The sequence below is a fragment of the Streptomyces sp. NPDC026206 genome (assembly GCF_040638465.1).
Taxonomy (GTDB): domain Bacteria; phylum Actinomycetota; class Actinomycetes; order Streptomycetales; family Streptomycetaceae; genus Streptomyces.
In genome coordinates, this window is sequence record NZ_JBEZYL010000001.1 from 292,845 (window position 1) to 311,164 (window position 18,320).

Annotated in this window: 18 protein-coding genes and 1 pseudogene; 9 read left to right on the forward strand and 10 right to left on the reverse strand. The window is 72.2% G+C overall.

The window, feature by feature from the left end; translation table 11 throughout:
- Positions 1 to 28 precede the first annotated feature (28 nt).
- Positions 29 to 1,321 carry a diguanylate cyclase gene (locus AB0F13_RS01370; RefSeq protein WP_362074432.1) on the forward strand — a complete coding sequence of 431 codons (1,293 nt, stop codon included), beginning with the start codon at positions 29 to 31 and terminating at the stop codon, positions 1,319 to 1,321.
- Between the two features lie 362 nt (positions 1,322 to 1,683).
- Positions 1,684 to 3,228, forward strand: coding sequence for a histidine ammonia-lyase (hutH, locus tag AB0F13_RS01375; RefSeq protein WP_362073244.1), 1,545 nt, complete (start codon positions 1,684 to 1,686; stop codon positions 3,226 to 3,228).
- Positions 3,229 to 3,236: 8 nt separating this feature from the next.
- On the opposite strand, the gene AB0F13_RS01380 is transcribed toward hutH, so the two are convergent.
- Positions 3,237 to 3,551, reverse strand: coding sequence for a hypothetical protein (locus AB0F13_RS01380; RefSeq protein ID WP_362073247.1), 315 nt, complete (start codon positions 3,549 to 3,551; stop codon positions 3,237 to 3,239).
- Between the two features lie 318 nt (positions 3,552 to 3,869).
- Between AB0F13_RS01380 and AB0F13_RS01385 the strand changes: the two genes are divergently transcribed.
- Positions 3,870 to 5,144 (forward strand): Ig-like domain-containing protein, encoded by a 1,275-nt coding sequence (locus tag AB0F13_RS01385; RefSeq protein ID WP_362073249.1) that lies wholly within the window; start codon positions 3,870 to 3,872, stop codon positions 5,142 to 5,144.
- Between the two features lie 88 nt (positions 5,145 to 5,232).
- Here AB0F13_RS01385 and AB0F13_RS01390 read toward each other — a convergent pair whose 3' ends face one another.
- Both AB0F13_RS01390 and AB0F13_RS01395 read right to left on the reverse strand, forming a co-directional pair.
- The gene (locus tag AB0F13_RS01390) at positions 5,233 to 5,493 is read right to left on the reverse strand and encodes a hypothetical protein (protein WP_362073252.1); all 261 of its coding nucleotides are present in this window, start codon (positions 5,491 to 5,493) and stop codon (positions 5,233 to 5,235) included.
- Positions 5,490 to 5,837, reverse strand: coding sequence for a DUF6247 family protein (locus tag AB0F13_RS01395; RefSeq protein ID WP_362073255.1), 348 nt, complete (start codon positions 5,835 to 5,837; stop codon positions 5,490 to 5,492). The genes AB0F13_RS01390 and AB0F13_RS01395 overlap by 4 nt, the downstream gene beginning before the upstream one ends.
- Before the next feature lie 214 nt (positions 5,838 to 6,051).
- Between AB0F13_RS01395 and AB0F13_RS01400 the strand changes: the two genes are divergently transcribed.
- Positions 6,052 to 7,290: a DUF2786 domain-containing protein gene (locus AB0F13_RS01400; RefSeq protein WP_362073258.1), complete on the forward strand. Its 1,239-nt coding sequence runs from the start codon at positions 6,052 to 6,054 to the stop codon at positions 7,288 to 7,290.
- 299 nt (positions 7,291 to 7,589) lie between these two features.
- On the opposite strand, the pseudogene AB0F13_RS01405 reads toward AB0F13_RS01400, so the two are convergent.
- Positions 7,590 to 8,009 (reverse strand): annotated as a pseudogene (locus tag AB0F13_RS01405) (nucleotidyl transferase AbiEii/AbiGii toxin family protein); the annotation flags it as partial.
- Positions 8,006 to 8,674: a hypothetical protein gene (locus AB0F13_RS01410; RefSeq protein ID WP_362073261.1), complete on the reverse strand. Its 669-nt coding sequence runs from the start codon at positions 8,672 to 8,674 to the stop codon at positions 8,006 to 8,008. The gene AB0F13_RS01410 and the pseudogene AB0F13_RS01405, both read right to left, overlap by 4 nt.
- Positions 8,675 to 8,928: 254 nt before the next feature.
- Between AB0F13_RS01410 and AB0F13_RS01415 the strand changes: the two genes are divergently transcribed.
- The 3 genes from AB0F13_RS01415 to AB0F13_RS01425 all read left to right on the forward strand — a co-directional run bounded on the left by AB0F13_RS01415 (position 8,929) and on the right by AB0F13_RS01425 (position 10,883).
- Positions 8,929 to 9,237 carry a hypothetical protein gene (locus tag AB0F13_RS01415; RefSeq protein ID WP_362073264.1) on the forward strand — a complete coding sequence of 103 codons (309 nt, stop codon included), beginning with the start codon at positions 8,929 to 8,931 and terminating at the stop codon, positions 9,235 to 9,237.
- A 197-nt stretch (positions 9,238 to 9,434) separates the two neighbouring features.
- Positions 9,435 to 10,172: a hypothetical protein gene (locus AB0F13_RS01420; protein ID WP_362073266.1), complete on the forward strand. Its 738-nt coding sequence runs from the start codon at positions 9,435 to 9,437 to the stop codon at positions 10,170 to 10,172.
- Between the two features lie 168 nt (positions 10,173 to 10,340).
- Positions 10,341 to 10,883, forward strand: coding sequence for a hypothetical protein (locus AB0F13_RS01425; protein ID WP_362073268.1), 543 nt, complete (start codon positions 10,341 to 10,343; stop codon positions 10,881 to 10,883).
- A 148-nt stretch (positions 10,884 to 11,031) separates the two neighbouring features.
- Here AB0F13_RS01425 and AB0F13_RS01430 read toward each other — a convergent pair whose 3' ends face one another.
- From AB0F13_RS01430 to AB0F13_RS01445, 4 genes are all read right to left on the reverse strand, one after another.
- On the reverse strand, positions 11,032 to 12,267 hold the full coding sequence (locus AB0F13_RS01430) for a hypothetical protein (protein ID WP_362073271.1): 1,236 nt from the start codon (positions 12,265 to 12,267) through the stop codon (positions 11,032 to 11,034).
- A 148-nt stretch (positions 12,268 to 12,415) separates the two neighbouring features.
- Positions 12,416 to 12,805 (reverse strand): hypothetical protein, encoded by a 390-nt coding sequence (locus AB0F13_RS01435; protein WP_362073274.1) that lies wholly within the window; start codon positions 12,803 to 12,805, stop codon positions 12,416 to 12,418.
- Between the two features lie 23 nt (positions 12,806 to 12,828).
- Entirely contained in the window at positions 12,829 to 13,488 is a 660-nt protein-coding gene (gene msrA, locus AB0F13_RS01440) for a peptide-methionine (S)-S-oxide reductase MsrA (protein WP_362073277.1), read from the reverse strand.
- A gap of 53 nt (positions 13,489 to 13,541) precedes the next feature.
- The gene (locus AB0F13_RS01445) at positions 13,542 to 14,633 is read right to left on the reverse strand and encodes a hypothetical protein (RefSeq protein WP_362073280.1); all 1,092 of its coding nucleotides are present in this window, start codon (positions 14,631 to 14,633) and stop codon (positions 13,542 to 13,544) included.
- A 123-nt stretch (positions 14,634 to 14,756) separates the two neighbouring features.
- Between AB0F13_RS01445 and AB0F13_RS01450 the strand changes: the two genes are divergently transcribed.
- Complete coding sequence (locus AB0F13_RS01450) at positions 14,757 to 15,902, forward strand: cystathionine gamma-synthase (RefSeq protein WP_362073283.1); 1,146 nt, start codon at positions 14,757 to 14,759, stop codon at positions 15,900 to 15,902.
- Between the two features lie 425 nt (positions 15,903 to 16,327).
- On the opposite strand, the gene AB0F13_RS01455 is transcribed toward AB0F13_RS01450, so the two are convergent.
- Positions 16,328 to 16,831, reverse strand: coding sequence for a MarR family transcriptional regulator (locus AB0F13_RS01455; protein WP_362073286.1), 504 nt, complete (start codon positions 16,829 to 16,831; stop codon positions 16,328 to 16,330).
- Positions 16,832 to 17,064: 233 nt separating this feature from the next.
- Here AB0F13_RS01455 and ilvA point away from each other — a divergent pair, with 233 nt between their 5' ends.
- Positions 17,065 to 18,276 carry a threonine ammonia-lyase gene (ilvA, locus tag AB0F13_RS01460; protein ID WP_362073289.1) on the forward strand — a complete coding sequence of 404 codons (1,212 nt, stop codon included), beginning with the start codon at positions 17,065 to 17,067 and terminating at the stop codon, positions 18,274 to 18,276.
- The last annotated feature ends 44 nt before the right edge of the window (positions 18,277 to 18,320 follow it).

Consider the following 18,320-nt stretch of genomic DNA (forward strand, 5'->3'; position numbering starts at 1 on the left):
GCGCGCCGTGGTGGAACTGGCGCAGGCGATGGCGGCCGCGTACACCCCGCTCGAGTCCGTCGAGGCCGCCGCGGAGGGGGCGCGGCGCGCCCTGGGCGGCTCGTTCGCCGCGGTCTCGGTGTGGGAGCGCGAGCACGGACGGCTGCGGGTGCTGGTCAACGTCGGTGAACGGGCGGCGGGGGAAGAACGGTTCCCCGGCGACGAGTCGTACCCCGTGCACGCGTTTCCCGAGATCGCCGAGTTCCTGCACGAGGTGGGGGCACCTCCCAGCGGTAGCTGGGGGAGGGCTGGCGGGCAGCCGCACGCCTGGGTGGAGACGGCGGAGGGCACGGTGGACTCCGGGGGTGCCGGGGGTACCGGGGGTACCCGGGACTTCGGGAGAACCGGGGATGCCGGGAACGCCCGGGGAGCCCGGGGTACCCGGGGTGCCGGGGGAACCGGGGATGCCGGGGACGCCGCGGGCGCCGTGGGTGGTGCGGGGGCCTACCGTCACCAGAGGGTGGCCGCCCTGCGGCGACGGCAGCGCGGATGCTGCGTCGTCGCGCCGATCATGCTGCACGGGCGGGCGTGGGGCGAGCTCTATGTGGCGCGGAGCGTCGGAGCACCGGTGTTCGGGCGCGGGGATGCCGAGTTCGCCACGGTTCTGGCGGCGGTGACCGCGTCCGGGATCGCGCAGACCGAGCGGCTGGAGGAGGTGCGGCGGCTCGCCTTCACCGACCCCCTCACCGGGCTCGCCAACCGGCGAGCCGTCGACGCGCGTCTCGACGAGGCCTTGGAGCGGCACCAGTTGGACGGCGTGGTCGTCAGCCTGGTGGTGTGTGACCTCAACGGTCTCAAGCGGGTCAACGACACGTTGGGGCACGCCGTGGGTGACCGGCTGCTGGAACGTTTTGCCTCAGTGTTGTCGCTGTGCGGGGCGAAGCTGCCGGGGGCGTTGGCGGCGCGGCTGGGCGGTGACGAGTTCTGTCTGCTGACGGTGGGGCCGACGGCGGACGAGGTGGTGCGGATCGCGGACGAGCTGTGCCGGCGGGCCGGGGAGCTGGAGCTGGGCGAGGGGGTCGCGTGCGGGGTGGCCTCCACCGGTGACCCGATCGGGCCGGTGCGGTCCGCTCGACGGCTGTTCCGGCTGGCGGACGCGGCGCAATACCGGGCCAAGGGGGCGCGGTCGGCCGAGCCGGTGGTCGCGGGGCGGGACGGGGGTCGCGAGGACCCGGTGGTGCGGCTGGCGGACCGGCCGCCGGCTCCCGCGGGTGCGGCGGAGCGGCGGCGGTTCCGGGGGCGAGGCCGGGACCGGGGCGGGACGGGCCCTTCTGGGGCATGATGTGCGGCCCGTCCGAACGTCAGGGGCGTCCCCGAAGTCGCCGCGAATCACTCCCCCAGCTACCGCTGGGAGGTGCCCCAAAGGCATCCCCCAGGTCCCTGCTAGGGCCCTTGCCAGGTCCTTGCCCGGGGGCCCGCCAGCCCCCTGCCAGCCCCTTGCCAGGCCCCTGCCAGGTCCCTCCCACCCCCTGCCAGGCCCCTGCCAGGCCCCCGCCAGGGCCCGTCCCGCCCCGCCCCCGGCCCCTCGGGCCGGTTCGGTGGCTGCGTCCCGGTTCGGCGGAAGGGTGGCGGCCCCGTCGGCGTTGTAACTGGCACACGGGCGACTAGTGACAGGTCGCGATTCAGTCTCTAGGGTGCCTGAATATGGATATGCACACTGTGGTGATGGGGACGGCCGGGACGACCGCGGACGATGTGATTGCCGTGGCGCGCGATGGTGCGCGCGTCGTCGTGTCCGAGGAAGCGCTGGCCGCCGTCGCCGCGGCGCGGCGGGTGATCGACGACCTGGCTGCCAAGCCCGACCCCGTCTACGGCGTCTCGACCGGTTTCGGCGCCCTCGCCACCCGCCACATCAGCCCTGAGCTGCGGGCCCGCCTGCAGCGCAACATCGTTCGCTCGCACGCCGCGGGCATGGGTCCGCGCGTCGAGCGTGAGGTCGTGCGGGCGCTGATGTTCCTGCGGCTGAAGACCCTCGCCTCGGGGCACACGGGCGTACGGCCGCTGGTCGTGGAGACCATGGCCGCCGTTCTCAACGCCGGCATCACCCCGGTCGTGCACGAGTACGGGTCGCTGGGGTGCTCCGGCGACCTGGCGCCGCTGTCGCACTGTGCGCTCGCGCTGATGGGAGAGGGCGACGCGGAGGGGCCGGACGGCGTGGTGCGGCCGGCCGCACAGCTGCTGGCCGAGCACCGCATCGAGCCCCTGGAGCTGCGGGAGAAGGAGGGGCTCGCGCTCCTCAACGGCACCGACGGCATGCTGGGCATGCTGGTGATGGCCTGCGCCGACCTCTCCCGCCTGATGACCTCGGCCGACATCACCGCCGCGCTGTCGCTGGAGGCGCTGCTGGGGTCCGAGAAGGTCCTCGCCCCCGAGCTGCACGCCATCCGCCCGCACCCCGGGCAGGGCGTCAGTGCCGCCAACATGGCCGCTGTTCTGGTGGGTTCGGGACTTACCGGACATCACCAGGATGACGCGCCGCGCGTGCAGGACGCGTATTCGATCCGCTGCGCGCCCCAGGTCGCGGGGGCCGGGCGGGACACGCTCGCCCATGCCCGGCTGGTCGCCGACCGCGAGCTGGCCGCGGCTGTCGACAATCCGGTGGTGCTGTCCGACGGGCGTGTGGAGTCCAACGGCAACTTCCATGGCGCACCGGTCGCTTATGTGCTCGACTTCCTCGCCATCGCCGCCGCGGACCTCGGCTCCGTCGCCGAGCGCCGTACCGACCGGCTGCTGGACAAGGACCGCTCGCACGGACTGCCGCCGTTCCTGGCCGGGGACGCGGGCGTCGACTCGGGCCTGATGATTGCCCAGTACACGCAGGCCGCCCTGGTCAGCGAGATGAAGCGGCTCGCCGTGCCGGCGTCCGTGGACTCGATCCCGTCCTCCGCGATGCAGGAGGACCACGTCTCGATGGGCTGGTCGGCGGCGCGCAAGCTGCGTACGGCCGTCGACGCGCTCGGCAAGGTCATCGCCGTCGAGCTCGTCGCGGCGACGCGCGCCATCGAGCTGCGGGACGGCCTGACGCCCGCCCCCGCCACGCAGGCCGTGCTGAAGGCCGTGCGCGCCGCGGGCGTCGAGGGGCCGGGCGAGGACCGTTACCTTGCCCCCGACCTGGCCGCGGCGGAGGCGTTCGTACGGGCCGGACAGCTGGTCGAGGCGGCCGAGTCGGTGACCGGCCCGCTCGGCTGACCTGCGGTTTACCCGGCCGCTGTGGGCGACTTGCGCGCAGCGGTCGTCACCAGCGCGCCGCCCGCGGCGACGAATGCCACGCCGCCGAAGAGGTACGGGGTGGTGTCGACGCCGCCGGTGGCCGCCAGGGCCTGCGGCGCGGTGGCGGCCCTGGCGGCGGTGGCGGCGGTGGGCGGTTCCGCTGCCGGCGCAGGGGCCCGCTGGGCGGTGGTGCCGACGGGGGGCGGCCGCTCGGCGGAGGCGTTGGCGCTCGGTACGAACCACATCGCACACAACAGCGTGCCGGCGGCGACGGCGGTCAGCAGCGGGCGGCGTGCGGTCACGGGATGAATCCCCCTTGGGGCGATGGAGATTGGGGGTCGTGGAGCTCCGGGCGTCCCGACTGACACGATGTTAGTGATACGGATGGCCCGTGGGGAAGGCGCGAGTGCTCCCCGCCTGCCCGGCAGGGCTTCCGGCCTTGTTCAAGACCCCGGTTGCGGCGTCCGCCGCCCGAGGGTCTTCACTGGCGTGGCCTTCCCCACAATTTCCCCAAGTGTGGAACGGGAGAAAGGGTACGGGCGTTGTTTTAAGTAGTAGCCGGGATGCGTGTAACCCTACGAGCCCCATGATCGGCTCGGGGATTCCGGGGTCCAGGAGCAATGGAGAAGCGTGTGATGACGTACAGCAAGCGCCGCAAGGGCCTGGCGGCCGCGGCCGCTGTGCTCGGCGGTGTGCTGACTCTGGCGGCGTGCGGCGGCGACGGTGACGACGCCAAGGGCGGTGACGACGGCAAGGGCAAGTCGCAGGGCCAGGTCGACGCCGCGGCCGCCAAGGATGCCTCCAAGGCGCAGATCAAGATCACGCCTAAGGGTGGCACCGCTAACGCCGGCATCACGACGGACGCCGTTCAGGTCACGGTCGGTGACGGCGAGCTCGTGAGCGTCAAGATGACGACGGACAAGGGCACTCCGGTCGAGGGTTCAATATCTTCGGACAAGAAGACCTGGAAGCCGAACAAGCAGCTTGAGCGTTCGACCAAGTACAAGGTCATCGCCGAGGCCAAGGACGACAAGGGCCGCAAGGCCACCGAGAACTCCGCCTTCTCCACCGTTTCGCCCGACAACAGCTTCATCGGCTCCTTCACGCCGGAGGACGGCTCGACCGTGGGTGCGGGCATGCCCGTGTCCGTCACCTTCGACAAGCCCATCAAGGACCGCAAGGCCGTCCAGTCCCACCTGGAGGTCACCTCCAGTAGCGGCCAGAAGGTCGTCGGTCACTGGTTCAGCTCCCAGCGCCTGGACTTCCGTCCGCAGGAGTACTGGAAGGCCGGCTCGGACGTCACGCTGAAGATGGACCTCGACGGCGTCGAGGGCGCCCCGAACGTCAAGGGCGTCCAGAAGAAGACGATCAAGTTCAAGATCGGTCACGCCCAGGTCTCGACGGTCGACGCCAAGACGCACAAGATGACGGTCGTGCGCGACGGCCAGACCATCAAGACCATCCCGATCTCGGCCGGCAGCCCGTCCAACCCCACGTACAACGGCAAGATGGTCATCTCCGAGAAGTTCGTGGAGACCCGGATGGACGGCTCCACCGTGGGCTTCTCCAAGGCCGACGGCAAGGGCGAGTACGACATCAAGGACGTGCCGCACGCGATGCGCCTGTCCACGTCGGGCACGTTCATCCACGGCAACTACTGGGGCAGCGGCGTCTTCGGCGTCGCCAACACCAGCCACGGCTGCGTCGGCCTGGAGGACAAGCAGGGCGCGAACGACCCGAACACCTCGGGTGCCTGGTTCTTCTCCAACTCGATGGTCGGCGACATCGTCGAGGTCAAGAACTCCGACGACAAGACGATCTCGCCGGAGAACGGCCTCAACGGCTGGAACATGGACTGGGCGAAGTGGGTCGCGGGGAGCGCGACCGGCGCGTGATCCTTGGGTGAGTAGTCCTGGGCCCCGGCGGATGCATCCGCCGGGGCCCAGGTGCTTTGCCGCAGAACGTCGCAGAGCAGCGAAGGTGTCAGCCGTACCAGGTGACGTTGCAGATGTGGACGCAGCGTTGGCGGGGTACGGCAAGGAAGCTGATGAAGCCACGTCCGCTGAGGATGTCGAACTCCCTGAGCCCGCCTTCCCGGTCAACAGGCCTGCCGACCTTCGCCGATCCGTTCCCGAGGGCGGAGAGTTCGGTCGCCAGCCGTTCCACCTCGGCCACAACGCCGGGTGGCAGCTTCCCCGCGACATACTCTTCGCTCGGGTCGTAGTCCCATGTCCAGTCGGTCACAGCCCGGCCTCTGTCTCCGCGGCCTCCCGGATGCGCCGGATCTCGGTCATGGCCTCCGTCGGATCCTCTGTGCCCGCATCCACGATGCGTTCCAGTTCCCGTAGACGGGCAGCACGTTCGGGATGGCGCTCGACAGCGACGAAAACAGCCCATGAGTGGACGAAGGCCCGCAGCGGAGCGAGGCTCTGGGTCTGCTGTGCGTTCGTCGTCGCCTCGAACAGATGCTGTGTGAGGGCCGGGATCCTGCTCGGGGCGATCCGGGCCACGGCGGTCCGCAGGGCGTCGGGGGTGAGCTCCGGCATCGGGATCAACGGTCCGTAGGGGCCATCGGGCTGCGCACTCACAGGGACCTCCGTCGAGGGCGGGTCGGTCCTGGCAACGGTACCCGCCCCGGTTGCCGGGAGAGGTGATCCTTCAGCAGTCCGACGCGGTCACCCGGAATCCTGTGCAAGATGCCGGCCGCTCCGGTAAGGAGCGCAGGTCAGCGCGGGCGCGCGGTGCGGCAGAATCGGGGTCCGCCCCGCACCGGGGCGCCCCCCGCCGCGAAGGACCACCACCGTGCAGACGCCCGTGCCGCCCGAGCCACCGCTGGAGACCGTCGAGGCCGCCCTGCGCGGCCTGCGAGCGGTGAGCGGGGACGCGCTCGACGACGCGGTCTACGCCGCCGCGTCCGCCCTCGCCGCCGCCCCCGCCGGCTGGGACGCCATCAGCGGCGCGGTCCTGCGGATCGCCTCGGCGACCGTACGGCGCTGCTGGGAGTACGGCTGGCAGCCCGCGGACGTCGCCCGGCTGGCCCGGCGGGAGCTGACGCCGGCCGAGACGCGGTTCACCGTCGACGTGATCGCCGCCGAGGCGCGGCGGTACGCCCCGGACACGCTCGGTGCGCGGTGGGCGGCGCAGCTGGCGGAGCTGGACGCGCAGGCCTGGTGGTGGGAGGAGGAGAGCGGGGGCGACAGGGCGTTCCTGGACGGGTTCGCGCGGCGGGAGCGGCTGAGCCGCTTCGAGACGGCCGCATGTGCCCTCGGCGCGCTGCGGCTGCTGGACCGGCTGCCGAGGATCGGCGGCGCCGGGCCGCTGCCGGGCACCGCCCACGGCGGTGCGCGGACCGCGGCCGCCCCGCCCCGCATGCTCGGGCGGATCCGCGCGCTGCTGGCGAAGGCGGAGTCGACGCAGTTCGCGGAGGAGGCGGAGGCGCTCTCGGCGAAGGCACAGGAGCTCATGGCGCGGCACTCCATCGACGAGGCGCTGCTGGCCGCGGGCTCGGCCGGGCCCGCCGAGGGGCCGGGCGCCTGCCGGATCGGCGTCGAGGGCCCGTACGAATCGGCGAAGGCACTGCTCCTGGACGCGGTGGCCGCGGCCAACCACTGCCAGGCGGTCTGGTCCGGGGAGTACGGCTTCTCCACCGTCATCGGCTTCGACGCGGATCTGGAGCTCGTGGAACTGCTGTACACCTCCCTGCTGGTGCAGGCCACCACGGCCATGCACCGCGCCGCCGACGACCACCACGCCCGCGGCCGCTCGCGCCGTACGCGCGACTTCCGGGAGTCCTTCCTGATCGCCTACGCGGGCCGCATCAACGACCGGCTGTCCGCGGCGGTGCAGGACGTGGCGGCGGAGGAGTCCCGGCCGGAGGTACTGCCGGTGCTGGCCGCGCGCGACGTGGCGGTCGGCGAGACGGCCGGGCGCATGTTCCCCGAGACGACCTCGCACCGGCTCAAGGGACGCGACGCCGAGGGCTGGGCGCGAGGCACGGAGGCCGCGGACGCGGCCCGGATCGCGGGCGGCAGGCGCGGGTGACGCGGGGCCGGGGACACCGGTGCGGGGCCGGGCCCGGCGGGGCCCGGGCGGCGGGCGTGAAGTCGGCCTCGGCGGCCTCGGAGAGGATGCAGCCGAGGTCCGGGTGCTCGCCCTCCGCCGCCAGGACGCGCCGCAGCAGCTCGTGGGGGAGCGGGGCGCTCTCCGCCAGGAGCACCGCGTCGTAGAGGTCCTTGGCCTCGGGGCGATGGTCCGTCACCAGCCAGAGGATCTTCCACGCGAGCGACAGCTCCGAGCGCCTCGGCCGCGCGCGCGATGCCGTCGAGCATCGCCTCCGTACGGTCGTCCTCGATCCGCCAGGTGTCCGGTACGACCACGAAGTCCAGGTCGCCGGGCTCGCGGGCCGACTCCCCGAACCACGCCTTCAGCAGCACGCTGCCCCGCAGCACCAGGTGCCCGGCCCACTCGGAGCCCGCGACGGCCGCGAGGGCGTGGTCCAGGGCGTGACGCCGCGACGCGAACCACGCCTCGCCCGTGCTCACCTCGGCGAACTGCGGCTCGCTCAGCCGCATGCCGAGCCTGCGGTGGTTGACCGCCGGGTCGTACGCCGGGCGCTGCAGCACCCCCTCGCCGGGCACCGGCCGCAGGGTCGCCGGCAGGTCCTGCTCCGCCCGCGTCGCCTCGTCCGGCGGCAACTGCGGGACGACGACCGTGTCGTCCCATGGCCCGTAGCAGAACCGCTCCCACGGTGTCGCCGTCATAGGCCCGTACCCTCCTCGACGATCCAGCCCGCATCGAGCGACTCGTCGCTGTCGTGCACGACGAACTCCCGCTCGACGGAGGCCATGTCATACCCGTCCGCCCTTACCGCCGCCACCAGCGCGTCCAGCCGCGCCCCCGCCGTCCGGCGGCCCACCGCATGGCACCGCTGCGTCACGAACCGCTCGGCGCGGCCGTCGGCGCGTACGCGGCGGGCATTGCGGGACAGGTGCGCGCTGTGGCCGGTGGCGAGCCGGGCGAGCGCGGCGACGTCCGCGCCCGATGGGAGCAGCAGCTTGATGTGGTGCTCGAAGTAATACCCCGCCCCGAGGGCCACCGCCGCCTCGTCGCTCTCCGGCACCCCTTCCGCCCAGGGCGCGGCCTCGATCTTCACCCGCACCACCGCGAACCCCGCGTCCCGCACCCCTCGCACGACACCCGCGACCGCCTCCCGCACGGCGGGCAGCGCCCCGGACGACCGCAGGGTGAGCATCGGCTGGCTGGGCGTGCGGCCGCGGTTCAGCACGATGTGGGCGAACTTCACACTGCGTGCGGCCGCATACCGTTCGATCGCGGACACCTCGTCCGGAGCGGTGGCACGGACGGTCACATGGGCCTCGAAGTCGCCGGTGAACGAGGGGGCGGGGGTGGTGGTGCCGACTGTCACCGCCAGATGATCTCAGGCGGAACCGAGGAGGCGGCGGGACCCCCCGGCGGCCGGTGGTCGTCGCGGGGCCCGGCTCCTGGGCCGACGACATCATCCTCAAGGACGAGTGTGTCCCCCGGCGGCAGCGGGCATCCTGTTCCCCATCCACCAGTGGCCCCGACCGACCTTCGCGTCGTGTCCGGCTCGGAGTCTCCACGAGTGCGCGTGGCGGCCCCAGGCCGGACACGGTGTCCGAGCCGGGAAGGGGCAGAGAAATGAAGGGGAACGGATCCAAGGATGGCCATGTCGACGAGCCGGACCGGACCGCCTCTCACTCGGATGTTCCCGAGGAGACCGGCGAAAGGAGTACTCCCGATGAAAACGTAACGCATCAACCACCGGCCGTAGTTCAGGCCGGCGATCCGGCTCCACCCGAGAAGTCCCGCTTCTGGAAGAAACCACTGATCTGGATCTGGGGCGTGCTGACCCTGCTGAACACGGTGGGTGGGATCGACAAGAGCATCCATCCGACGGGTGAGACGTGGATGAGCCGGGGATACGACCTTGTGAAGCATCTCTTTTGATGAGTTGTGCGAGTGATACCTCGCCTCGGAGTCACGTGCTCCGAGGCTTTTTCATTGCCCGGGGCCCCGTCGGACAGGCCTGCGTCGGCTTCGCCGACCGGTGCTTGCCCGATCGGGGTCCTGGTACGACGATGCCCGCAGCGAGCCCCCGCAGAGCGCCGTTCCCGATCACCGTGTGACCCAGGGAGGCACCAGTCGTGATCACGCTGACAGAGACGCTCGCCGTCGACACCGTGGACGAGTTCCTGACGAACGAGGAAGTCGCCCGCCTGTCCCGGGCGATGGACAGCTTCATCCAGAGGACCGGTTGGAAACCCGCCTACGTCGGCGAAGAACTGGTCGTCCTACCCGACGAGGTCCAAGACGCCCTCCAGGCAGCGACCCTGCACCATCTGCCGGAAATCCGCCGTACCTTCCCCTCCGCCATGGGCTGCTCCCCCTGGCAGCTCATCCAGTTCGACGCCGGTGAAGGCGCCGTGCACCACCTCGACGGCATCGGCGCCGACCCGCTCACCGCCCCCCGTCACGTCGCCCGTATCGGCGTCACCATCCAGGACGCGGAAGCCGGCGGTCAGTTCTTCTTCGAGACCACCTCCAGCACTGACCTGTGGGACCCCCGCTTCAGCGAAGGAACGACACCCGGCTACGCCGACGGCATGCGCTTCACCCGCATCGCCCCCCCACGACAAGATCTCCCGGCAGGACCCGGAGACCGACTGGATCCACGAGGTCCGTGGCACCCCCTGGACCACGCCCGCCGGCACGGGCACCGCCATCGTCTACGGCGCCCAGCTCATCCACGGCATCACGCCCGTCACCGAAGGCCGCTGCCGCAAGTTCATCACCGGCCTCATCGCCGGAGACTGAACCACCCTTCCCTCCCCGCCGCTTACCGTCGCCGGCCCGGTCCCGGTGCGTGCAACGCAGATGGGTGAACGCCGTCCGTGCGCGCCGGGGCGTGCATGCCGCAGGGCGTGCGAGGTGACCGCACTGCCGGAGCCGGGTGCGACCCAGTGGTCTCGGTGTTCTCCCGGGGTAGTCACAGAGCCACAGGCTGCTCTGGATGAGCCAGGGCAGGCTGTGGCTTCCCCGGGGAGATGTGGATGCTCGCAAGACGCGGTCTCAGCGTGGCGTTGTGTTCCCCGGCTCTGACCGGCTCGTTCCTGGCTTCGTCCCCGGCGTCCGCCGCCGGAGGCAACAGCGGGACGGCGTTCGTCTGCACCGGGAAGGAGAACGGCTCCAGCACTCCGGGCCTCGGGCTGCTGCCGAGGCCTACCCGACTCGAAGCCGACGCCCGGTACACCTGCTCCGGCGGGCCCGGCCGGACCATCCCGGCCACCGGGCATTTCGTGGGATCGGCGAACGCGTCCTGCGTCGCGGTGAACAGCCCCACCGGACGGGAGAAGATCCGCTACGCGGACGGCCGGAGGTCGGTCATCGACTACACGAGTTCGACCGTCGTCCGCCTCAGCACGGTCACCCTCGTCATTCTCAACGGCACCGTGACCGAAGGCCGCGGCAAGGGCCGGACCGCGCGACGCACCGTCGCGACACTGGCCACCCGGGTGCCGGCGGCGGACTGTCTGCTGCCCGCACCTGTCAACCATGCCGCAGGCGGCGTACAGCTGGACGTCGGCCCGGCGTGACGCCCCACGCGCCGGGCGGTCAGGGCGTCGGGCTCAGGCCGGATATCGACAGTTGGATCAACGGGTTGGCCAGACGCACTGCCGGCCTCAGCGTCTTGCGCCTGGTCGGAGTCGATCGGCTCGTCGCTGAGCGGGAGGGCGTGGACGGTCAGCGGCGGGAGCGGCTGCGGGTGATCAGCCAGGTGCCGCCGACGATGAGCAGGGCGAAGATCGCCAGCCCCGCGCCCAGGGCAGTCAGCAGCCACAGCCGCTCCCGCAGCTTCAGCGTGCCGCTGAGGGTGACCTGGAGAGAGCCGACCGCGAAGGCGATCGCCGAGGTGAACACCGCGACAAGCTCGACAGCCCGTACGGAGGAGCGGTGCATGGCGCGCTCAAGGTCGGCGTTGGCGGCGTCCTGGCGCTGCCAACGGGCCTCATGCTCCGCCTCACGCACGGCCCGCAACCGGGCCTCCTGGATGGCGTCCCGCTTGACGAGGTACTGCTCCAGGAGCAGTTCGCGACTGAAGGCCCCTGATTGGGCGAGCAAGGCCAGAGCGGCGTCGAGGTGGACCAGGGCCTCGTCGTGATCGGCGCACAGGTGGTGGGCGGTGGCCAGGCGAAAGCGGAACATGTGGTTTTTGGGGTCGGTGTCCACTGCCTCCTGGGACAGGCGGCGCAGGAGTTCGCCCCGGCCGTCGAAGGGCACGGAGACCGCCAGCCCGTTCAGGCACACGTCCACCACATGCCGTGAACGACCCGGTGCCGCCCAGGCCCGGTCGAGTAGGTCACGGGCGTGCTCGGCGGTCAGGGAGCGGCTGCCGAACGCCGCGAAGGAGCGCAGCGCCAGGACCACGGCCTCGTTGCGGTGGGGGCCGGCCGCCGTGGCGAGGGCAGAGGCGGTGAGGACGACGTTCAGGTCGTCGAAGGCGAAGTTCGCGCGAAGCTTTCCCGCGTTGTAGAGCAGTACCGTCAGGGCCAGGTCGGCGGCCTCGGGGGTGCCCATGACCGCTCGGGCCGCCTCGTCGAGCTGCTCGTGGGTCTCCAGATGGGACCGGTTGATGAAGCCGTTGCCCAGGGCCCACTGCTCGCGGACGGCGGAGCGGCATCCGGCCGTCGTGTGTGTGGCGATCCAGCGTGCGCAGGCCAAGGCGGTAGCCGAGGACGGACTGTCGGTGAAGCGTTGGCGCCAGTAGCGGTCGGCGCAGACGAAGAACGGGTCGGTCGCGAAGTCCGCGGACCGGACCTCGAAGTCGGGCTCCTGCCCGCTTTCGTGCAGTCGGTGGGCGGCCTCCCCAGCGGTGCGGCCGAGTTCGGCGGTGTCGGAGCCCACCGCCGCCGCCAGTCGGGCACGGGTCTGATCGTGCAGGCGCTCGTGCCCCCGGGCGTGCGCAGCCGACGTGTCCATCGCTTCCCCCCGTGTGATCGTCTTCCCCAGGGGAGAACCTACACGCGCGCGTAACCCCGCCCGCAGCCCCGTCACTCCGCGGCAGCCCCTTGAACGACAGGCTCAGAGCCTGTCCGGTAGGTCCGGCGACAGGCCTGCTGGGCAGTCCTCAGCCGGGGGTGTTCCGGCCGATCGCCCGGATGACGTCGGCAAGCCACACAAGGTGGTAGCCCAGGGCCCGGTCCTGGTGAGCGAGCAAGTCCTCAAGGTGCTGCCATGACTCCGAGAGCTGCCCGATCGTGAGTGTCTCCGGCTCGTTGAGGACGTCGTAGAGCTCATCGCCCGGAACGGACCAGAAGTACTCCTCGTCGAGCGTCACGGTCCGGCCGGCTGACGCTTCCACGTGCTGGAGCACCGCGTCGAAGGCGCGGCGGAGCCGATCTGCCGGGGCGGCGGCGACCGCTGATCGGTCCACGGTCGGACCGAGTGTCGCGCAGCCGTAGTCGCATCCACCCGCCACCAGGGTGTACGGGATCTGGGCGCGCAGAGCACTGCTCACCGGGTCAGTGTTCGGGTAGAGGCTCAGCCATCCGCCTTCGCCACACCGATCGGGCATGAAACCCCCGTCCCCCCGATCCCGCAGTAGCCGGCAGGGTTCTTGTCCAAGTACTGCTGGTGATCAGCCTCCGCGTAGTAGAAGGGGCCCGCCGGGAGGATTTCCGTGGTGATGGGGCCGTAGCCGGAGGCGTGGAGGACGGACTGGTAGGCGTCGCGGGAGAACTCGGCCGCGGTGTGCTGGGCGGGGGAGTGGGTGTGGATCGCGGAGCGGTACTGGGTGCCGCGGTCGTTGCCCTGGCGGAAGCCCTGGGTGGGGTCGTGGGACTCCCAGAAGAGCTTGAGCAGGGCCTCGTACGACGTGCGCGCCGGGTCGAAGACGACGCGGACCGCCTCCGTGTGGCCGGTGAGGCCGCTGCAGACCTCGTCGTAGGTGGGGTGCGGGGTGTGGCCGCCCTGGTAGCCGACGAGGGTGGTCCACACGCCCGGGGCCTGCCAGAACTTGCGCTCCGCGCCCCAGAAGCAGCCCAGGCCGAAGTCGGCCACGGACAGGCCCTCGGGGTAGGGGGCCGCCAGCGGGGTGCCGAGGACGGTGTGGCGCCCGGCGAGGGGGAATTCCGGTTCGGGGCGGCCCTTCAGTGCTTCCTCGGGGGTCGGCAGGGCGTTCTCTCGGCGTCCGAACAGCATCACGGCTCCAGGAGGGCAGGTGGGGCGGCGTCCACCAGTGCAACCGTCATCCGCTACGCGGAATTCCGGCGGGACTCCCAGCCGGCCACGGCCATCGCCCGGTACGCGGTGTACGCCGCCACCGGGTCGTGCTCGTACGTCCACGGCACCGCGCCGATGTGGCCGTCGACCTTGCGCAGCTGCTCCAGGGCCTCGCCGTGGCGCTCGGCGCGCACCAGGAACCACACCAGCAGGTGGCGCACGTGCGGCAGCACGGGGTGGTCCTGCGGGGCGTGGGCCACGGCGAACTGCGCCGCCTCGATGGCCTGCCTGATCACCACGCTCTGGAACAGGCCGCGCACCAGCTGCACGTCGGGCAGGTGGTCGTGGACGGCGAACAGGGGCAGCGCGGGCAGCAGACTGCCCTGGGCCGCACCCGCGGCCGCCCGCCGGGCGAAGGCCTCCGCCTGCTCCTGCGAGCCGTGCCACTTCGCGCTCCAGTACCGCAGCGCGGCCAGGTGCGCCCCCATGTGCTGCGGGGCGCGGGCGACGACCGTCTCCCACACGGACTGGAACTCCGCCTCGCTCGCGCCCAGGCCCCGGGCGACGCCCAGCTCGATGATGTACGGCACCGGGTCGCCCGGCGCCAGCAGGGCCGCCTCGGCACAGACCGTGCGGGCCTCCTCCAGGATCATCCGGAAGTCCTGCGAGGACGGGTCGCGCAGCGCCTGCTGGACCAGGAACTCGGCCTGCACCGCCGCGCCGCCCGGGTCCTTGGGGGCCACCACGCGCCAGTGCCGCAGCCACATCCCGCCCGTACCCGGCGCCTCGGCCAGCTCGCGCACCGCCGACCCGGCGAGGGTCTGCACGCGCTGCCAGCGCAGCTCCGCCGCCCCGGAGGCCGGCGTACGGGCCAGCAGCTCGGCGGCCGGCTTCCAGTCCTGGGTGCGCCACGCCTCCTCGACGGCGGCCAGCAGCTCCGGGTCGGGGCCGGGGAGCCGTACGTCGAGCTCGCCGGACGGTACGAAGCCGTGGGCACCGACCGGGTCGGCGGCCGCCCCGGCACCTCGCAGGGCGTCCTGGCCGGCGCGGCGGCGGCGCAGCGCGGGCATCACCACGACGCCGCAGATCACGACGATGGCGAGCAGGATGAACAGAAACTCCATGAGGTGTCCCATAGCTGAGTAAGAGGATCGACGACGGTACAACGCGACAAAGCGGCGGATCGTTCATCTGCCGGTTACAAGTGAACAGGAGCGTTCAGGGGTACGGGCACTACCCTCGGAGAAATGAGCGACCAGCACAGCTTCGAGACCCTCGCCATCCATGCCGGCCAGGAGGCGGACCCACTGACCGGGGCCGTCGTGCCGCCCATCTACCAAGTCTCCACCTACAAGCAGGACGGCGTCGGCGGCCTGCGCGGCGGCTACGAGTACAGCCGTAGCGCCAACCCCACCCGTACCGCCCTGGAAGAGAACCTGGCGGCCCTCGAGGGCGGCGTCCGCGGTCTGGCCTTCGCCTCGGGCCTGGCGGCCGAGGACTGCCTGCTCCGTTCGCTGCTGGCCCCCGGTGACCACGTGGTGATCCCGAACGACGCCTACGGCGGCACGTTCCGCCTCTTCGCCAAGGTCGTCGGCCGCTGGGGCGTGGAGTGGTCGGTCGCCGACACCTCCGACCCGGACGCGGTGCGCGCCGCCATCCGCCCCGAGACCAAGGTCGTCTGGGTGGAGACCCCCTCCAACCCGCTGCTCGGCATCACCGACATCGCCGCCGTCGCGGGCGTCGCCCGTGAGGCCGGCGCGAAGCTGGTGGTGGACAACACCTTCGCCAGCCCCTACCTGCAGCAGCCGCTGTCGCTGGGCGCGGACGTCGTCGTCCACTCCACCACCAAGTACATGGGCGGCCACTCCGACGTCGTCGGCGGTGCGCTGATCACGGCCGACGCCGGCCTCGGCGAGGAACTGGCCTACCACCAGAACGCGATGGGCGCCGTCGCCGGTCCCTTCGACTCCTGGCTGACGCTGCGCGGCATCAAGACCCTCGCGGTGCGCATGGACCGCCACACCGCCAACGCCGAGCGCGTGGTGGAGATGCTGGTCTCGCACCCGAAGGTCACGCACGTCTACTACCCGGGCCTGCCCGAGCACCCGCTGCACGAGGTCGCGGCCAAGCAGATGCGCGCCTTCGGCGGCATGGTGTCCTTCCGCGTCGCGGGCGGCGAGGAGGCGGCGGTCGAGGTCTGCAACCGCGCGGAGCTGTTCACGCTCGGCGAGTCCCTGGGCGGTGTCGAGTCGCTGATCGAGCACCCGGGCCGCATGACGCACGCCTCGGTGGCGGGCTCCGCGCTGGAGGTCCCGGCGGACCTGGTGCGGGCCTCGGTCGGCATCGAGTCGGCGGACGACCTGCTGGCCGACCTCAAGCAGGCCCTGGGCTAGTCACCCCGCCCCGGGACACGTCCCGGCCCTGGGGCCCCGGGACACGTCCCGGCCCTGGGGCGTGCACTCGGCCCTGCCGGGGCGTGTACTCCGGCCCTCGGGCCGTACGCCCGGCTCCCGGCGGCGGCCGGACCTTGCCCCGTACGCCGCTGCGGGACCGTTTCATCGGATCCCGCTGCGGCGTTCACCGGCCCTCGGGCGTGCACTCCGTCCCGCTGGGGCGTGTACTCCGGCCCTCGGGCCGTACGCCCGGCTCCCGGCGGCGGCCGGACCTTGCCCCGTACGCCGCTGCGGGACCGTTTCACCGGATCCCGCGGCGGCACTCACCGGCCGTCCGCAGCCCCGCGCGTCCGCAGCCCCGCGCGGCCGGGGCCCCCGCGGCCGTGGCCCCCGTAGCCGCCCCGCACCGGCACCCGCCGTCCCCCTCAGGAAGCGGGCGGCACCTGGCCGGGCTGCGTGAAGTGGATGTCGGAGAGGGCCCCGTTGAAGCGGGTGAGCAGGCTGCAGAAGGAGTCGCGCTCGTCCTCCGTCCAGCCCTCCGTCACCAGTGCCATCAGCTCGCGCCGTGAGGCGCGCACCTCCTCCAGGCGGGCCTTGCCGCGCGGCGAGAGCTGCAGGACGACGGCGCGGCCGTCCTCCGGGTGCGACGTGCGCTTGACCAGGCCGGTGTCGACCAGCGGCGCCACCTGGCGGGTGACGGTCGAGGAGTCGATTCCCATGCCCGCGGCGAGCGCCTTGACGCCCATCGGGCCTTCCTGGTCGAGGCGGTTGAGCAGCAGGTAGGCGGCGCGGTCCATGGAGTTGTGGACCCGCCCCACGCCACCGAGCCGGGTCTGCTCGGCACGGCGGGCGAAGACGGCCACCTGGTGCTGGAGGGCGTCGAGGACACCGGGGGCGAGGTCGGTCGTCATGTCCTGATGGGTGGGCATGGCCTGGGGCTCACTTCGTACGGCGGGCAGGGAACGGACTGTGAACTGCTCAGAATGGGGGACAGAGTACGCGGCCCGGCGCGTGCTCGTACCAATGCTTCGCAAACCGGTCGGTATGTATGTATGCGGTGCGTGCGGGACCCCCGGGCGGTGCGGGAAAAAGCGCTGGTGAGAGCGGTGGCGGGCGGGCAGCTGCGGGCGCGGTCCGGGGTGCGGCGCAGGATACTTGCCCCATGGCAGCACGTGCCGTGTCCCTCGATGACGTGCGTCGCGCGCGCGAGACGCTGTCGGGGGTCTCCGTGACCACCGCCCTGGAGAGCAGCCGCCATCTGTCGGGGCTGGCCGGTGTGCCGGTCCACCTCAAGTGCGAGAACCTGCAGCGGACCGGGTCCTTCAAGCTGCGGGGCGCGTACGTGCGGATCGCGGGCCTGTCACCGGAGGAGCGGGCGGCGGGGGTCGTCGCGGCGAGCTCCGGCAACCACGCGCAGGGAGTCGCGCTGGCGGCCTCGCTGCTGGGTGTGCGCTCGACGGTGTTCATGCCGCAGGGCGTACCGCTGCCGAAGGTGGCCGCCACGCGCGGCTACGGCGCCGAAGTCCACTTGACGGGGCAGGTGGTGGACGAGGCGCTGCGGGCCGCGTGCGCTCATGCCGAGCGGACCGGCGCCGTCTTCATCCATCCCTTCGACCACCCGGACGTCGTCGCGGGGCAGGGCACCGTGGGCCTGGAGATCCTGGAGCAGTGCCCCGAGGTGGGTACCGTCGTGGCGGCCGTCGGCGGGGGCGGGCTGGTGGCGGGGATCGCGGTGGCGGTCAAGGCGCTGCGGCCCGAGGCGCGGATCGTGGGCGTGCAGGCGGCCGGCGCCGCCGCGTATCCGCCGTCGCTGGCCGCCGGGCACCCGGTGTCGGTGGCGGCGCCGGTGACGATGGCGGACGGCATCAGGGTGGGGCGGCCGGGTGAGGTGCCGTTCGGGATCGTCGAGGAGCTCGTCGACGAGGTCCGTACCGTCACCGAGGACCAGCTGGCGGCAGCGCTGCTGGTGTGCCTGGAGCGGGCGAAGCTGGTGGTGGAGCCGGCCGGGGCGGGCCCGGTGGCGGCGCTGCTGGCCGGCCCCGGCTCGTTCGACGGGCCGGTCGTGGCCGTCCTGTCCGGCGGCAACGTCGACCCGCTGCTGATGCAGCGCGTGCTGCGGCACGGCATGGCGGCGGCGGGCCGGTACCTTTCGCTGCGGCTGCTGCTGACGGACCGTCCGGGCGTGCTGGCGGCGCTGCTCGGGGTGCTGTCCGCCGCCGACGCCAACGTCGTGGACATCGCCCATGTGCGGACCGACCCGCGGCTGGGCCTGGCAGAGGCCGAGGTGGAGCTGCACCTGGAGACGGCGGGGCCGGAGCACTGCGCGCGGGTGGACGCGGCGCTGCGGGAGGCCGGTTACCTGGTGATGTCCTGACATCCGGTGAATGGTGAGGGGCGAATCCACCGGATTTCGACTGC

Excerpts from the sequence above, each read along its gene's own strand:
- ilvA (WP_362073289.1), top strand. The coding sequence starts at position 17,065 with ATGGCAGCACGTGCCGTGTCCCTCGATGACGTGCGTCGCGCGCGCGAG.
- AB0F13_RS01450 (WP_362073283.1), top strand. The coding sequence starts at position 14,757 with ATGAGCGACCAGCACAGCTTCGAGACCCTCGCCATCCATGCCGGCCAG.
- AB0F13_RS01385 (WP_362073249.1), top strand. The coding sequence starts at position 3,870 with ATGGAGAAGCGTGTGATGACGTACAGCAAGCGCCGCAAGGGCCTGGCG.
- AB0F13_RS01445 (WP_362073280.1), bottom strand. The coding sequence starts at position 14,633 with ATGGAGTTTCTGTTCATCCTGCTCGCCATCGTCGTGATCTGCGGCGTC.
- hutH (WP_362073244.1), top strand. The coding sequence starts at position 1,684 with ATGGATATGCACACTGTGGTGATGGGGACGGCCGGGACGACCGCGGAC.
- AB0F13_RS01430 (WP_362073271.1), bottom strand. The coding sequence starts at position 12,267 with ATGGACACGTCGGCTGCGCACGCCCGGGGGCACGAGCGCCTGCACGAT.
- AB0F13_RS01370 (WP_362074432.1), top strand. The coding sequence starts at position 29 with ATGGCGGCCGCGTACACCCCGCTCGAGTCCGTCGAGGCCGCCGCGGAG.
- AB0F13_RS01415 (WP_362073264.1), top strand. The coding sequence starts at position 8,929 with ATGAAGGGGAACGGATCCAAGGATGGCCATGTCGACGAGCCGGACCGG.
- AB0F13_RS01455 (WP_362073286.1), bottom strand. The coding sequence starts at position 16,831 with ATGCCCACCCATCAGGACATGACGACCGACCTCGCCCCCGGTGTCCTC.
- msrA (WP_362073277.1), bottom strand. The coding sequence starts at position 13,488 with ATGCTGTTCGGACGCCGAGAGAACGCCCTGCCGACCCCCGAGGAAGCA.
- AB0F13_RS01425 (WP_362073268.1), top strand. The coding sequence starts at position 10,341 with ATGCTCGCAAGACGCGGTCTCAGCGTGGCGTTGTGTTCCCCGGCTCTG.